The organism is Brevibacterium sp. CSND-B09, assembly GCF_052906525.1.
On record NZ_JBREGI010000001.1, the window covers coordinates 892,000 to 906,162 of the forward strand.

Sequence of the window (14,163 nt, forward strand, 5' to 3'; positions counted from 1 at the left end):
GTGAGCTGAGTGCTCCCTTCGATCGTAGTCCGCCATCGGTGCTGACGAATGTCTTCTGCCGACAGGAGTGATCAACCTCGCTCGCCGAGGCGGCCGAGCGAGACCGTGATCACCGCCGTCACGGTCACCTCGGTCACGGTCGGTGGCCCTGCCCCGACCGTGCGCGTGCCGCCTGCCGGTTGAGATGGTCGCGTTCGGCGAGGTTGCCGGCCCGTTCGGCGGCCCGTGCGTAGAGCTCGGCGGCCTGCTGTGACTCCCCTGCGCGTTCGCGCAGGTGCGCTTCGACGGCGAAGTAGCGCGGCAGGCTCTCGTCCAGTCCCTGCAGTTCGGCCAGGCCCGCCGCGGGTCCGTCGGCTTCCCCGACGGCCACGGCACGGTTGAGTCGCACGATCGGTGTATCGCGCAGGGCCAGCAGTTCGTCGTACCACTGAACGATCTGCACCCAGTCGGTGTCCTCGACTGTCTGCGCATCGGCGTGGAGTGCCGCGATGGCGGCCTGTGCCTGATATTGGCCGAGTTCATCCCGACCAAGGGCTGCCTGCAGGATTTCGATGCCCTCAATGATGAGTCGTCGATCCCACAGGGTGCGGTCCTGATCAGCCAGCGCGATGAGTCGTCCGTCTGGACCGAAACGGGCATCGCGGCGGGCGTGGTGGAGGAGCATGAGGGCGAGCAGTCCGTCCACCTCGGCGGAGTCGATCATCGCCCGCAGGCCGCGGGTCAGTCGGATCGCCTCGGCGACGAGGTCGACCTCGCCCGAGTGGCCTTCGTTGAACACGAGGTAGAGGGTGGTGAGCACTGCGGACAGGTCGCCGGGTCGGTTGAGTCGGGAGCCTGCGATCGTGGATTTGGCGCGGCTGATGCGCTGGGCCATCGTCGGCTCGGGCACCATATAGGCTGCGGCGATCTGCTTCGTCGTCAGTCCGCCGACCGCCCGCAGGGTCAGGGCCACCGCCGAGGCGGGGCTGAGGTCGGGATGGGCGCAGAGGATGTAGAGGTCGAGGGTGTCATCGACGTTCGGGACGCCGTCGGTTCCGGGTTCGGCCGAGGTTTCGGGCTCGGCGAGCGTGGCGGCCATGACCCGTTCCTCGCGTTTCATCCGCGATCCCTCAGATCGCACGATGTCGAGGAACTTCCGCCACGCCACCGTCACGAGCCAGCCCCGCCGGTCACGGGGCGGATCCGACGGCCACGACCGCAGGGCTTCGATGAGCGCGTCCTGAACGGCGTCCTCGGCGGTCGCGAAGTCTGCTCCACGACTGACGAGGATGCCGATCACGGCGGGGACGAGCTCACGCAGCTCCGCCTCGGCGAGGGGATCCGGATCGATCATCGCGGACTCCGTTCGCGTCCCTGATCATTCGTCCACGCTGGGTGCGTGGTCGAGGAAGGGACGCAGTTCGAGCCATTCGTTGATCGGCTCTCCGCCCTTGCCCGGTGCGGCGGACAGCTCACCGGCGAGTTCGAGAGCGCGGTCGTAGTTCTCGACGTCGATGACCATCCACCCGGCGATGAGGTCCTTCGTCTCGGGGAAGGGACCGTCGGTGACCGGAGGCTTGCCCGGTCCGCCGGATCGGACGAAGGTGCCCTCGGGCGAGAGTGCCTGGGAGTCGACGAATTCGCCGGAGTCCTTGAGTCTGTCGGCGAAGGCGTTCATGTACGCCACATGCGCGTCGACTTCGTCGGGACGCCACTGATCCATCGGGGTGTAATCCATATACTGCTCCGACATCCGATAGTGCTTGAGCATGAGGTACTTGGCCATGATGGTCTCCTTGTCTCGTGTCGCTCGCACGGGTTGTGCTCGCTGACATGTCTGGGACGCAGCCGGACTCGTGTTCTCGACATCGGCGGCGAAGATTTCTCGATCTTCTTCGGCTCCGATCATCGAACACAGTCCCAGAATAGGCCGATGTGTCCGTCCTGGAACATGCGTCACCGGATCCGAACACGAATCGGCCCAGGTCACGGCTCCGCGCTGAGAGGCTTGTCTTGTACGAAACACCGACAGCCTTTTGCACACGAGACCAGGAGCAGACCATGAAGGCACAGACACTTCTCAAGACCATCACCGTTGCCGGAGCTCTCGCCGCGACCCTGACACTCTCGGCCTGCGATATGAACATCACCTTCGGTCCGGAAGGTCAGGGCCAGGAACAGGGCCAGGAGCAGGACGGTCAGCAGGACCAGCAGACCGAGAGCACCGAGACGACCGCCGAAGAACCGGCATCGGATTCGGGCTCCGCCTCGGACTCCACCGGTTCGGGTTCGACCGGAACGACCGATAACGGCACGACGGACAACGGCACCACCGGCAGCGGCGGATCCACGGATTCGTCCAGCGCCTCCTCGGCGAGTGGCTCCTCCACCTCGAACGGCTCGTCGTCCACCGGATCGTCGTCCTCGAGCGACTCCGCATCGAGCGGATCATCGTCGTCGAGCGGCACGACCGACAACGGCTACCAGGGTCCGCGGATCGGCGAAGACGGAGTCGAACTCGACGCCGACGGCAACGGCAAGATCCCCGCCGACGTTCTCGAGGCGGACATCAAGAACGCCTACGCCAAGCAGGGCACCACGGTCGACAACGTCGACTGCTACTCTGACCTGCGGATCTTCTCCCACAGCGGCTCACAGAACTGCACCGTCACCGCTGCCGGCAAGAATCACTACGGCACTGTGAAGATCACCTCGGCGTCGCAGTCCGGCATCGGCTACAGCCTCGAATTCCCGAACATCTGAGCCGACGGTGCCCGGTCGCCTCATCGGCGCGGCCACCCTGATCCGCTCCCCTCGAGCAGCCGCGATTCGCCTGACGAATTCCGCGCATCCCCAACTGCACTCCCCTGGCCCGCTGCGGCCCGGGGAGTGCGGTCATTCGTGTCGTGGAACAAGTCGGCTTCCTGTGGTGTTGTCGCTGATGTGGGCCACGGAACAGGTCGGGCCCCCAACCGATTCGTCAGTCGGACTGATTCGCCCACCGATGAGGAGCAGAGCATGACCAGACGCGTCCAGTACACCTCCAACGGAGACATCGATCAGCTTCACCTCGCCGAGGTGGCCGTCCCCGAGGTCGGCGAGGGCCAGGTCCTCGTCACCGTCCTCTATGCCGGGCTCAATCCCCTGGATTGGAAGATGCTCCAGGGCGGTCGCTTCGGTTCCGTCGAAACTGCCTCCGGCAACGGCGTGGACTTCTCCGGCGTCGTCGCCTCGGTCGGCGAAGGCGTTACGGACTTCACGCCCGGAGACCTCGTCTACGGCGGGCTGCCGAAGCAGGCGCAGACCGAACAGCTTCTCATCACCGATCCTGCCGACAGGCTCGACAGGATCCCGCGCGGACTCGGCGTCGACACCGCCGGAGGTCTCTACGTCGCAGGGCGCACCGCCGTCGCCGGAATCCGCGCCCTGCGCCTCAGCGAAGGCGACACTCTCTTCGTCTCCGGGGCCTCCGGCGGCGTCGGCATCATCGTCGCCCAGCTCGCCCGCAACCTCGGGGCGAGGGTCATCGGCAGCGCCAGCCAGGGCAATCATGCTCTCTTGGAAAGCCTCGGGATCGAACCCGTCACCTATGGTGAGGGCCTATGGGACCGAGTCAGTGAGCTCGCCACCGACGGGATCCAGGCCGCGTACTCGACGCAGGGTGAGGACGAGATCACCGGCATGATCGACCTCGGCGTCCCAGCCGACCGCATCGTCTCGATCGGTGCGGGCCCCACGGTCGCGGAGAAGTACGGGGTGAGCATCGACGGCGAAGCCAGGGCCCGCCGTGATGACATGGTCTGGCTGGGCCAGGCCATCGCCTACAGCCATGTCCACGTCCCGATCGCCCGGGTCTTCGACGCCGAAGAGGTCTACGACGCCTACCGGCATCTGCTCACCGCCCACCCGGCAGGCAAGGTGCTGCTGCGCTTCCCCGCGAAGCCGCTGACCGACGAGCAGCGAGCCCATCTGACCTGAGGCGCCGGCTCAGGTTCCGCGGCGGCTCAATTCCCACGACAAACAGATTTCACGACAGACAGCATTTCCAGAACACAGAGAAAAGGAGCACCATCATGGCCATCACCGATAAGAAGGTCGCATTCCTCCTCACCCGCGGCGTCGAGCAGATCGAACTCACCAGTCCCCGCGCGGCACTCGACGAGGCCGGGGCGACGACCGTCATCGTCTCCCCGTCCGAGGGAACACTGCAGGCGATGGAAGGCGATTGGGAGCACGCCGAGACCTTCGACGTCGACGTTCCCGTCGCCGAAGCCACGGTCGATGACTTCGACGCCCTCGTCCTGCCCGGCGGCACCCTCAACGCCGACGCTCTGCGTCTGGACGAGGACGCCGTCAACCTCGTCAAAGCGTTCTTCGCTGCCGACAAACCTGTCGCGGCCATCTGCCATGCCCCGTGGATCCTCGCCGAGGCGGGAGTGGCCAAGGGACGGAAGCTGACGTCCTTCATCGCGACGAAGACCGACCTCATCAACGCCGGCGCCGACTGGACCGACACCGAGGTGGTCGTCGACGGCAACCTCATCACCTCCCGCAACCCCGGCGACCTCGACGCCTTCAACCAGGCGATCGCTGACAAGCTGAGCTGAGCAGGAACGATGCCTCTTTCGCCGAGGTCGGACCGCCTCGGCGACGAACTCCCCGGAACGATCGTTTCGGGGAGTTCGTCTGTTCGTCACCCGGGGTCTTGACAGCCGCGCTTATGATCTACTCATGCCAGCTTCCCCGTTCGTCAAGGCGACGACTCCTGCCCTCGCGTCACTGCTCATCGGGTTCCTTCTCCTTCTCTGCTCCACACCGCCTCCGGCACATGCCGCCTATTCGACCTCGGGCGCGATCGGGACGATGCACAGATCGCTCGGCGGGAATTCCGGCAAGCTCGGCCCAGCGGTCGGCCCGCAGCGGTGCACGCTGATCCAGAAGGGCTGCTATCAGTCGTTCAAGCACGGCAGCATCCATTGGACGAAGGCCACCGGTGCCCATGCGACTCTGGGTGCGATCCGCACGGCGTGGAAGAAGTCCGGGTGGGAACGCGGTCCGCTCGGCTATCCGACGAGCAACGAGTACCGGTCCGGGTCCGAGACCCGGCAGAAGTTCCAGAAAGGCATGATCGTGTGGACGGCGAAGTCCGGGGCGAAAGTGACGCTGACGAAGGCGCCGTCGTCGTTCACGATCAAGGGGTCGGGGTTCGGCCATGGAGTCGGGATGAGCCAGTACGGAGCGCGCGGAATGGCGGCAGCCGGAAAGTCGTCGACGCAGATCTTGCAGCACTACTACACCGGGGCCAAGGTCACGACTATGTCGAAGGACGCCGACGCCAGTCTCAGGGTGCAGCTGCTGACCGGGAAGAAGTCCGTGACGGTCTCTCCGCGGTCCGGCCGTCTGCGGGTCAAGGTCGGGTCGAAGACCATCGAATCGGCTTCGAAGGTCACGATCGAACGGACCTCGTCCGGTTCGGTCAAGGCGATCATCGGGTCGAAGAGCTATTCGGGATCGAAGCTCACCCTCGAATGGCAGGGCACCCGATATTGGAAGAGTTCGTCGGCGACGACGGTGTCGGTCAGCGGTGCCCAGAACGGGGCGACCGGCACCTACCGGCACGGACGGCTCGAGATCGGTCAGCTGAAGAGCTCGCTCAACGTCATCAACGTGGTGGGTCTCAACAAGGAATATCTGCCGGGCATCGCCGAGATGCCGGCATCGTGGCAGTCCGAAGCCCTGCGCTCTCAGGCCATCGCTTCGCGCACCTATGCCTACCGCAATCTCGGTGCGGTGAAGCCTGCCTGCGGGTGCAACGTCTATGACGAGGTGGCCTCGCAGCGTTTCCTCGGGTGGACTCATGAGAATGCAGGCGATTCCGGTCCATGGCGCAAGGCCGTGGCCGCGACACAGAGCACGAGCGGGTCGACGGTGAAGTCGGCGCGCCTCATCACCTACAAGGGCGGGCTCATCGATGCTGTCTACTCGTCGTCGGCAGGCTCGAAGACGCATTCGGCTGCCGAGGTGTGGGGGTCGGCCGTGCCGTACCTGGTCTCGGTCGATGACTCTCCGTCGAAGTATGCCTCTGCGCAGAACCCGAACGCCTCGTGGTCGGTGACGGCCAAGCAGGCCGACATGGCACGGGCGTTCGGGCTGGCAGACGTCCGGTCTGTGACGGTGGCGAAGACCGGCTCAGGTCTGGTGAAGACGGTGAAAGCCACCTCGGTGAAGGGGAAGACCGCGAGCCTCACCGGCGATCAGCTGCGGACCAAGCTGAAGCTCAAGTCCGCGTCATTCAGCGTGGCCTGAGGCAAACCCGCCTCCAGGGTCAGACTCCGGCAGGGGTGAGCAGTCCCCTGTTGACGAGTTCGGCTTCCTTCTCGCGAACGATCGGGATGACGGTTTTGCCGAACGCTTCGAGTTCCTCCTGGAAGTGCAGGAAGCCGGTGAGGATGAGGTCGACGCCGATCTTCTTGTACTCGATGATGCGGTCGGCGACCTGTTCGGGAGTGCCGATGAGCTGGGTGCGGAAGCCGTCGTTGTACTGGACGAGGTCTTCGAAGCTCGAATCCGCCCACATGCCCTTCTTATCGTGAGTCGAGGCTCCGGCCTGCTGGACGGACTTGCGGAATCCTTCGACAGCGCTTTCATCGGCTTTGGCGATGATCTCACGCAGCTGTTCGCGGGCTTCGGCCTCGGTGTCGCGGACGATGGCGAACCCGTTGAGCCCGAAACGGACCTTCCGATTGTGCGCTCGGGCCACCTCGGTGACGTCGTCGTACTGTTCGCGGAAGCCGTCGAAGTCCTTGCCGTTGGAGAAGTACCAGTCGGCGTGCTTGCCGCCGTTGATGCGAGCGGCCGAGGAGTTTCCGCCTTGGAAGATCTCCGGGTGGGGGCGGCCCTCGACCGGGTAGGGGCCGGGGCGGAGGGTGAAGTCGTCGACGGTGTAGAAATTGCCGCGGTACTCGACGTTCTCCTCGGTGAAGAGCTTGCGGACGACATCCATGAACTCGGCGGACCGGCGGTACCGTTCGCCGTGTTCGAGCCACGGCAGGCCGAGGCGGGTGTATTCGTCCTTGAACCAGCCGGAGACGACGTTGATGGCGGCCCGGCCCTTCGTGAACTGGTCGGCGGTGAGGATGAACTTCGCGAGCACGGCCGGTTCCCAGATGCCCGGATGAATGGCGGCGATGACCTTGAGCTTCTCAGTGGCAAGGGCGAGCGCGAGTGACGTGGAGGTCGATTCGTGCTGCTGGGCCGCGCCGTAGCTGGAGAGGTAGCGGACCTGGCTGAGTGCGTATTCGTAGCCGACTGCCTCGGCGGTCTGTGCGAGCTTGACGTTGTAGTCGTAGCCCCAGTCGGTGCGCTGTTCGATGTTCGACACGACCAGGCCGCCGGAGACGTTGGGCACCCAGTAGGCGAACTTCAGGTCTTCGGGTTCACCGGTATAGATCGGGTTGGCGTGGAGATTCGTCATTGTGTGTCCCTTCCCATCGAAACTGGCATGAGCACCGTGTCCGCGGGGCGCGCGCTGCGCGATCTTCCGCGCCGGACCGGTTGCTGCGACGTCATCGGGCCAGTTCCCTTCAGTCGCTCGTGATGTGTGCAGGTGTGCAATATCGTGTGTGCGGGTGTGCCGTGCCAGACTACTGAGACGCAGACCACACTCGGCGGGCAGACTTCGCAGGCCGACGCATGCCGTCACAATGACGCATTCCGCCACGAACCGTCATGCGATTTGCCTTCCGGCAGCTGCGCTCCGCTGCACCCAGCTCCGCACCCCTCACCCTTGGCGGCACACCACCTCGTTGCACCGGTGCGTTGGACCAGGACCGCCGAGGGATGCGAAAGCACCGGTAGCAGGTGGCACGAATGGTGCGAACTGTCACAATCGGTGTGGGATGTCCGAATACGAGCCTCCCGCGACCGGCATGGAGGTCCGCCGCCGGTGAATCGACGAAGTCCCGGCCCGCAGCAACTGCGAGACCGGGACTTCCGTGGCGGAGGATAGGGGATTCGAACCCCTGAGGGCGTTAACCCAACCCGCGTTCCAGGCGAGCGCCATAGGCCACTAGGCGAATCCTCCGCGAATCAGCTTATCCGAGTCATGACGACAATGCGAAATCGCGGTGGCCGAGTGTGAAGCATCCCACTTCCCGCAGGTGAACACGCGACCTCGTCACCCGACGGCACACGGTTCAGTCCGCGACGGCGCGGAGATGCCGTTCTGCCGACGGCTGCGCCCCGTCCTCCCGTCTGCGTTCGATGCTGCCGTCATTGATCCAGCCGTGCAGCGTCTCCAATCGGGACCGCGTCACCGTGTCCACCGGCTGATAGACCGAGAGCGTCAGCCTCTGGTTCTCCTGCGCGATGAGCGTCGTCATCGTCAGCTTGAGCGTGCCCACATACGGGTTCTCAATGGTCTTGACCCGCCCGACAGATCGACCGACCGTTCCCGAATCCCACAGGCGGCAGAATTCCGGATTCCTGCGCAGCCGCGACAGCAGCGGCGACCACTCGGGATCGTCGATCGACTCCGCGTACGAGGCACGCAGCTTCGCCACGACCTGCGCCCGATGGCCGTCGTCGGAGTGGAAGGTCCGCGCCCATTCCGGGCTCTCGAAGGACTGGATCGCGCAGTTGCGGTCGGCCGGAGCGAGTGCTTCGAGGTCGGAGGCGAGATACCGTTCGACGGAGTTGAAGGCGAGGATCGTATACCGCGGATCAGTGACCATCGCCGGCAGCGGCAGCAGTTCGTCGAGCAAGGTGCGCATCTGCTCTCCCACCGCCGAGTCCCCCGGGTTCGCGACTCGATCCGGATATCCGCCCAGCAGGAAGAGATGGGCACGCTCCTCACGGTCGAGCAGGAGCGCCTCGGCGATGGATTCGAGCACCGACTCCGAGGGGTGGACCTCGCGCCCCTGCTCAAGCCAGGTGTACCAACTGGTGCCGATGTTCGCGAGCACAGCGACCTCTTCGCGCCGCAGTCCCGGCACCCTCCGCCGGGTGCCGGCCGCAAGACCGACCTCGCAGGGCCGCACTCGGTTGCGTCGCGAACGCAGGAATCGTCCTAGCTCCTCGGTTCTCACTTGTGCCATGCCTCCATTGTCCGTCCGACGCTCACCCCGTTCCACCCTGTCACCGCCCTCAGCCTGGTGGTGCGACCAACACCATCAGCACGCCCTCCCACTCCCCCGCGGCCCATCGCAGACTGGATCCATGAGAGATTCCCACACGCAGACATCATCGACCTCCGCCGAGGCGGTTCCGACCTCGGTCCTCGCCGAGGCTGCTCCCGGTCACGCACCCGACGTCGAGCCCGCCCCCACCGCAGGCCATCCTGCCCCCGTCCTCTGGCCGCTCCACCTCGGTGCGTTCCTCGCGACGTTCATGTTCTCCGTCTCAAACGTCGCGATCCCCGCGGTGCAGGCCGACATTGGTGCGAGTGATGCGACCTCGGCGCTCATCGTCGGTCTGTTCTCCGCCGCCTTCGCCTCCGGCCTCATCCTCTGCGGTCGCATCGGGGACCGCTTCGGGCGTCGCCGCCTGTTCATGATCGGCACGGGCGCGCTCGTCATCACCTCAATCGCCGTCGGACTGGCACCCGATCCGCTCTTCCTGCTCGTGGCTCGCGCAACCCAGGGTTCGGCAGCGGCGGTGATGATGCCGCAGATCCTCGCGAGCTTCCAGCATTCGCTGTCCGGGGCCGCACGGTTGAAGGCGATCAGCCTCTTCGGCGCATTCTCCGGAGTCGGCACCGTCGGTGGTCAGGTCCTCGGCGGCGGACTCATCTCCCTCTTCGGCCAGACCTGGGGGTGGCGGGCGGCGTTCCTCAGCTGCGCGATCGCCGCCGCAGCCGCCTATCTCGGTTCCCTGCGCCTGACCGAATCACGCAGCATCGACCCGGCACCCCTCGACGCCCCCGGCGCAATCCTCCTCGGCGTGGGCATGATGAGCCTCGTCACCGGACTGGCGCTGGGACCGGTCACCGGCTGGCTTCCGCTGCCCGCAACCCTCTTGGCAGCCTGCGCTGCAGCTCTCACCGCGTTCGCACTCTGGCAGAACCGCGCCGAGGCGGCCGGACGTGACCCACTCATTCCGCCACAGGTGGTTCGCATCCCTGCCGCATGGATCGGGATGCTCATGGCCTTCGTGTTCTTCGCCGGCTTCGGCACGTTCCTCTACAACTTCGCGCTCACATCGCAGACCGGCCATGGTGACCCCGCCGCCGTCTCCGGACTCACGCTCGGCCTCTTCGCCGCAGCTTTCCTCATCACCTCTCTCCTCGTCCCCCGGGCCGTCGGTCGACTCGGCGGGCCCGGCACGATGGTCCTCGGCACGACCCTGCAGGCGATCAGCCTTCTCGGGGTGGCTTGGGCGTCGGCGACGGCCCCAGCCACAGAATGGAATCTGTGGTTCCAGCTTCCGGGAGTCGTCCTCGGCGCAGCTCAGGCTCTCCAGTTCGGTCCTCTTGTCGGCACCGTGGTCGGAGCGGTCCCCGACCGAGTGGCCGGGCTGAGCGGCGGTCTCATCGCAACGATGCAGCAGGCAGGCATCGCCGTGGGCGTGGCACTGCTCGGAGCGCTCTTCCATGTCTTCACGCTCAGCCTCGGCTATGACAATGCCTTCGCCGTGGCATGCCTCGTTCAGGTCGGGCTGTGCCTGGCCTTCGGAACGGGCGCTCTGGCACTCCTCAGGCTCGGATCGCGTCGATGATCCGCACCCGAGTGGCGACGACAGCAGGCACCGATCCTGCCAGCGCTCCGGCTCCGACCGAGACGAGCATGCCCACGATCGCGGCAGAGATCGGGACCTGCGGAGTACTCGCACCGTCGAACATGAACTCAGAGACGAGCGGCGCCTTGAGCACGAGCACGGCGATGAGAACGCCGACAGCACCTGCGATGGTCGTCGCGACGACGCTCTCCATCATCACGGAGAAGAAGATGCGCCGACTCGTCGCCCCGAAGGATCTGCGGATGCCGATCTCCCTGATCCGCTGTTGGATCGTCACAAGAGAGATGTTGAGCAGGCCGAGCATACCCATGAAGAGAATGAGGATGCTGATGACCAACAGTACGTTCTTCACCGGACCCAGTGTTTCATCGATGTCCGAGGCGAAATCGGTTCTGTCCGCACTGACGTCGAAGCCGGGCAGCTGCCGTCTGAGATCACTCGTCACCTGTTTGCTCAGCTCCTCACCGACCTCGGGCGGCACCCACATCTCGAATTCGGTGACGGCGTAGGCGTCTGCGGCGAACTGCTTCTCCTGCCCGTTGAGGACGTAGATCTCCCCGTACTCCTGGAATTCGGAGGAGGGCACCGAACCGATGACCGTGGCCGTCTTCTTCGGGGAACCGGACAGCTCGATCGTGGCCGGCAGGGAAGTCGGGTCGATGCCGTATTCGCTGAGGAAAGTCTCATCGGCGACGACGGCCGGCGACAGGTTCGCGGCGTCACCGGCGGTGAACCACCTGCCGTGATCGACGGAGAGTCGGCGCATGACGTCGAAATCCGGGTCGACGATGTACATCGAGGCGCTGACGGTGCCAGCCGGTCCCGGCACCGTGGTTTCGGCCTGACCGTAGGCGGAGATGTGGCTGATTCCGAAACGGTCGGCGGTCTCGTCGAGTGCTGACCGGACCTTCTCGACCTCGGATTCGCCCATCTCGGACTCGGTCGGATTGAGGCTCAGGGTGTAGGTCGCGGCTCGACCACCCTGCTGCTCGTACGAGTCGGCAAGCCCCTTCTGCATCATGTTCCCGAACCCGACGACGAGGGTCAGTGCACACACTGCCACGCCCACGCCGATCAGGGACATCAGCACGCGCACCTTGTGCACCCTCAGTTCCTGCCAGGCCTCGACGATCGATGCGGCGAATCCTGTGATCATCGGCTCTCACCCGCCAGCGCCTCGGCGGTGGCCCCGTCGAGGACCGGATGGAGACACCCCTGACTGAGCGAGAACTGTCGAGTGGCCATGTTCGCCACCCCGAGATCATGGGTGATCGTGATGAGCGCGGCACCCGAGTCCTTGGTGATGCCGTCGAGGATCTCCATGACCTGACGCCCCGTCTCAACGTCCAGGGCGCCCGTCGGCTCGTCGGCGAGCACGAGCTTCGGCTCACGCACCAGCGCGCGTGCGATCGCGACTCTCTGCTGCTCACCTCCGGAGAGACGGTTCGGCTTCGCCTCGATCCGGTCGCCGAGGCCGAGGCGCTCGAGCATGGCTTCGGCCGATCTCCGCCGATTGCGGAACTCCCGTCCAGTGGCGTACATCAGTGGGGCTTCGACGTTTTCGACCGCGGTGCGTCCGGGCAGGAGGTTGAACTGCTGGAAGACGAATCCGATGTCCCGTCCTCTGATCGCTGCGGCCCTGTTCCGGGAGATCTTCTGCACGGGTTCACCTGCGAACTCCATGTCCCCGGTCGTCGGCGCGTCGAGGAGTCCGAGGATGTTGAGCAGCGTCGATTTGCCGGTGCCGGAGCGACCGACGATGCCGATGTGCTCCCCCACCCCCACCTCGAGGTCGATATCGGCAAGGATCGTGAGCAGCTGATCGTCAGCGATCGGCACCGAACGCGACACATGTCGCAGCGAGAGCAGAGTCTCTGCCGCCGTCGGCTCCGGGCGGCTCACCAGTCCTCTCCCTCGCCGAACTCGTCATCCATGCCGCCCTCGGAACTCTCATCTTCAGGTTCGGTGCCGGGAACGAACTCATCGATCTCCTCACCTTCGTCCAGGCCCGACTTCACTTCGACCATGGACCCGTCGTTGAGGCCGATCTCGACCTCACGCTCCTCGGACTTACCACCGTCTCCGGTCACCCAGACTGATCCCTTTTCGGTGAGTCCGCGCACCGCGGTCACCGGAACGACGATGACGTCCTTCGCCTCTCCCGCATCGATGGTCATAGTGAGATCGAGGCTGTTGTAGACGGTGACATCGTCGGGGATGGCACAGATCAGCTGCGGACCGTCTCCGGAACCTCCCTCCGAGCCTTCGGCGGCAGAACCGTCGTCACCTGCGCTTTCAGCCCCTGGGTCCTCGGACTCCTCCTCGCTCGTCGACGACGATGCCGAGGCTGTACCCGGCCCCTGGTCGAGTCTGAGACCCGTGCAGTCGAAGGGCTTCGGGCCCTCGTCGATTGCGATGTTCGCGGTGTCCGGAAGCTCCTGCACCCGGTAGAGATCGGTCGCCTTGATCGGCGCCTTGGCGGTGAAGGTCTTCTTCAGCAGCTCGGTCACCTGGGTGTCGGCAGAGACTGTGTCACCCTGCTCGACGGAGAAATCACCCACCGTGCCGTCTTCCGCAGCGATCACCGAATGATACTTCGGCTTGGCCGGGGTCGACGGGTCACCTCCCGATGCCTCGTCCCCGCGTTCCGAGTCTGCTGTCTCGGCATCGTCGCTGCCGCCGTCCGGCTCTTCGGGCGCCTCCTGCTCACCCTCGCTTCTGACCTGGAACAGCTCCGCGCCTTTGAATACCTCATCACCGGGCTTGACGAAGAGATGGTTGACCACGCCGTCGTGGTCGGCTTTGACCGCAGTCGGGGAGTCGACGTTGATGCGTCCCTTGACTTCGATTGTGTTGGAGATGTCGCCGCGTTCGGCGGTGATGGTGGATTCCGCCGGCTCCCCACTGGCACCGACATCGTCGAATTCGTCGTCGGCAGCCGGTTTGAAGGCGATCCAGCCGAGGAATACAGCGATGAGGATGAGGACGAGGAGGAAGGCCAGCGGCAGAACCACTCTGCGGAAAATGTGCATGATTCCTTAGGGATGGGAAACGAGGATGCGTCCACACTATCCAGTGAATGTCCCGGTCAGATGATGTTTCTGTCACGAGTGGATAACAGTGTCCTTGTCGCAATCATGTGGCCCCGCCCACTCGTTTTGTCCACCGAGGCCGCTCTCGACTAGACTGATTCACGGCTCCCCGTGCGGCGTCATCTTGTGAACTCCCCCAGGGCCGGAAGGCAGCAAGGGTAAGCGAGCTCTGTCGGGTGCACGGGGAGTCCTCTATTCCCCAACATCACAATTCCACAACTCCCCCTCTCCCTCATCTGCCCAGGTCAGGTCTGCCTCCACGACCTTTCGGGCGCCAGAATCGGGGCGAAGAAGCGAAAGCGTTAATACTTTCGTGATTTTGCTTCATTACCATGATTCGCAGTTCTCATCCCTGTGT

The 14,163-nt window shown here is 64.9% G+C and carries 12 protein-coding genes, 1 tRNA gene, 1 other RNA gene and 1 riboswitch; of the genes, 6 read left to right on the top strand and 8 right to left on the bottom strand.

The features are described 5' to 3' along the window. Positions 1-133 precede the first annotated feature (133 nt). A complete protein-coding gene (locus ACU4IU_RS04325) occupies positions 134-1,333 on the bottom strand; it encodes an RNA polymerase sigma factor (RefSeq protein WP_446655944.1) in 1,200 nt (399 codons plus the stop codon). 24 nt (positions 1,334-1,357) lie between these two features. Continuing rightward, positions 1,358-1,765, bottom strand: a complete 408-nt coding sequence (locus tag ACU4IU_RS04330; RefSeq protein WP_139469366.1) for a YciI family protein — start codon at positions 1,763-1,765, stop codon at positions 1,358-1,360. A gap of 275 nt (positions 1,766-2,040) precedes the next feature. Between ACU4IU_RS04330 and ACU4IU_RS04335 the strand changes: the two genes are divergently transcribed. The 4 genes from ACU4IU_RS04335 (at position 2,041) to ACU4IU_RS04350 (ending at position 6,285) form a co-directional block, all read left to right on the top strand. After that, positions 2,041-2,742 carry a hypothetical protein gene (locus ACU4IU_RS04335; RefSeq protein ID WP_446655945.1) on the top strand — a complete coding sequence of 234 codons (702 nt, stop codon included), beginning with the start codon at positions 2,041-2,043 and terminating at the stop codon, positions 2,740-2,742. 255 nt (positions 2,743-2,997) lie between these two features. After that, on the top strand, positions 2,998-3,957 hold the full coding sequence (locus tag ACU4IU_RS04340; RefSeq protein ID WP_446655946.1) for an NADP-dependent oxidoreductase: 960 nt from the start codon (positions 2,998-3,000) through the stop codon (positions 3,955-3,957). 95 nt (positions 3,958-4,052) lie between these two features. Further along, on the top strand, positions 4,053-4,586 hold the full coding sequence (locus ACU4IU_RS04345; RefSeq protein ID WP_446655947.1) for a type 1 glutamine amidotransferase domain-containing protein: 534 nt from the start codon (positions 4,053-4,055) through the stop codon (positions 4,584-4,586). Between the two features lie 124 nt (positions 4,587-4,710). Beyond that, complete coding sequence (locus ACU4IU_RS04350; protein WP_181270962.1) at positions 4,711-6,285, top strand: SpoIID/LytB domain-containing protein; 1,575 nt, start codon at positions 4,711-4,713, stop codon at positions 6,283-6,285. A gap of 19 nt (positions 6,286-6,304) precedes the next feature. Here ACU4IU_RS04350 and sfnG read toward each other — a convergent pair whose 3' ends face one another. The 3 genes from sfnG to ACU4IU_RS04365 all read right to left on the bottom strand — a co-directional run bounded on the left by sfnG (position 6,305) and on the right by ACU4IU_RS04365 (position 9,074). Beyond that, positions 6,305-7,453 carry a dimethylsulfone monooxygenase SfnG gene (gene sfnG / locus ACU4IU_RS04355; RefSeq protein ID WP_139469361.1) on the bottom strand — a complete coding sequence of 383 codons (1,149 nt, stop codon included), beginning with the start codon at positions 7,451-7,453 and terminating at the stop codon, positions 6,305-6,307. Positions 7,454-7,463: 10 nt separating this feature from the next. Further along, a riboswitch (SAM riboswitch) is annotated at positions 7,464-7,582 on the bottom strand. A 392-nt stretch (positions 7,583-7,974) separates the two neighbouring features. Beyond that, positions 7,975-8,062: transfer RNA gene (locus tag ACU4IU_RS04360), tRNA-Ser, on the bottom strand. Between the two features lie 112 nt (positions 8,063-8,174). After that, a complete protein-coding gene (locus ACU4IU_RS04365) occupies positions 8,175-9,074 on the bottom strand; it encodes a helix-turn-helix transcriptional regulator (protein ID WP_139469360.1) in 900 nt (299 codons plus the stop codon). Positions 9,075-9,195: 121 nt separating this feature from the next. Here ACU4IU_RS04365 and ACU4IU_RS04370 point away from each other — a divergent pair, with 121 nt between their 5' ends. After that, positions 9,196-10,692 (top strand): MFS transporter, encoded by a 1,497-nt coding sequence (locus ACU4IU_RS04370; RefSeq protein ID WP_446655948.1) that lies wholly within the window; start codon positions 9,196-9,198, stop codon positions 10,690-10,692. Here the strand turns inward: ACU4IU_RS04370 and ACU4IU_RS04375 are convergent. The 3 genes from ACU4IU_RS04375 to ACU4IU_RS04385 are packed head-to-tail and all read right to left on the bottom strand — an operon-like array spanning position 10,670 to position 13,745. Next, positions 10,670-11,869 carry an ABC transporter permease gene (locus tag ACU4IU_RS04375; RefSeq protein ID WP_139469358.1) on the bottom strand — a complete coding sequence of 400 codons (1,200 nt, stop codon included), beginning with the start codon at positions 11,867-11,869 and terminating at the stop codon, positions 10,670-10,672. The two genes, ACU4IU_RS04370 and ACU4IU_RS04375, sit on opposite strands and share 23 nt — an antisense overlap. Beyond that, the gene (locus ACU4IU_RS04380) at positions 11,866-12,615 is read right to left on the bottom strand and encodes an ABC transporter ATP-binding protein (RefSeq protein ID WP_229664009.1); all 750 of its coding nucleotides are present in this window, start codon (positions 12,613-12,615) and stop codon (positions 11,866-11,868) included. Before ACU4IU_RS04380 ends, ACU4IU_RS04375 begins: the two co-directional genes overlap by 4 nt. Further along, on the bottom strand, positions 12,612-13,745 hold the full coding sequence (locus tag ACU4IU_RS04385) for an efflux RND transporter periplasmic adaptor subunit (protein WP_446655949.1): 1,134 nt from the start codon (positions 13,743-13,745) through the stop codon (positions 12,612-12,614). Before ACU4IU_RS04385 ends, ACU4IU_RS04380 begins: the two co-directional genes overlap by 4 nt. 160 nt (positions 13,746-13,905) lie before the next feature. On the opposite strand from ACU4IU_RS04385, the gene ffs reads away from it, so the two are divergent. Then, positions 13,906-14,001: signal recognition particle sRNA small type (gene ffs / locus ACU4IU_RS04390), an RNA gene on the top strand. The last annotated feature ends 162 nt before the right edge of the window (positions 14,002-14,163 follow it).

What these genes read in the sequence shown, in the direction of transcription:
- ACU4IU_RS04370 (WP_446655948.1), top strand. Translation starts at nt 9,196, where the DNA reads ATGAGAGATTCCCACACGCAGACATCATCGACCTCCGCCGAGGCGGTT.
- ACU4IU_RS04340 (WP_446655946.1), top strand. Translation starts at nt 2,998, where the DNA reads ATGACCAGACGCGTCCAGTACACCTCCAACGGAGACATCGATCAGCTT.
- ACU4IU_RS04385 (WP_446655949.1), bottom strand. Translation starts at nt 13,745, where the DNA reads ATGCACATTTTCCGCAGAGTGGTTCTGCCGCTGGCCTTCCTCCTCGTC.
- ACU4IU_RS04345 (WP_446655947.1), top strand. Translation starts at nt 4,053, where the DNA reads ATGGCCATCACCGATAAGAAGGTCGCATTCCTCCTCACCCGCGGCGTC.
- ACU4IU_RS04350 (WP_181270962.1), top strand. Translation starts at nt 4,711, where the DNA reads ATGCCAGCTTCCCCGTTCGTCAAGGCGACGACTCCTGCCCTCGCGTCA.
- ACU4IU_RS04335 (WP_446655945.1), top strand. Translation starts at nt 2,041, where the DNA reads ATGAAGGCACAGACACTTCTCAAGACCATCACCGTTGCCGGAGCTCTC.
- ACU4IU_RS04365 (WP_139469360.1), bottom strand. Translation starts at nt 9,074, where the DNA reads ATGGCACAAGTGAGAACCGAGGAGCTAGGACGATTCCTGCGTTCGCGA.
- ACU4IU_RS04375 (WP_139469358.1), bottom strand. Translation starts at nt 11,869, where the DNA reads ATGATCACAGGATTCGCCGCATCGATCGTCGAGGCCTGGCAGGAACTG.
- ACU4IU_RS04325 (WP_446655944.1), bottom strand. Translation starts at nt 1,333, where the DNA reads ATGATCGATCCGGATCCCCTCGCCGAGGCGGAGCTGCGTGAGCTCGTC.
- sfnG (WP_139469361.1), bottom strand. Translation starts at nt 7,453, where the DNA reads ATGACGAATCTCCACGCCAACCCGATCTATACCGGTGAACCCGAAGAC.
- ACU4IU_RS04330 (WP_139469366.1), bottom strand. Translation starts at nt 1,765, where the DNA reads ATGGCCAAGTACCTCATGCTCAAGCACTATCGGATGTCGGAGCAGTAT.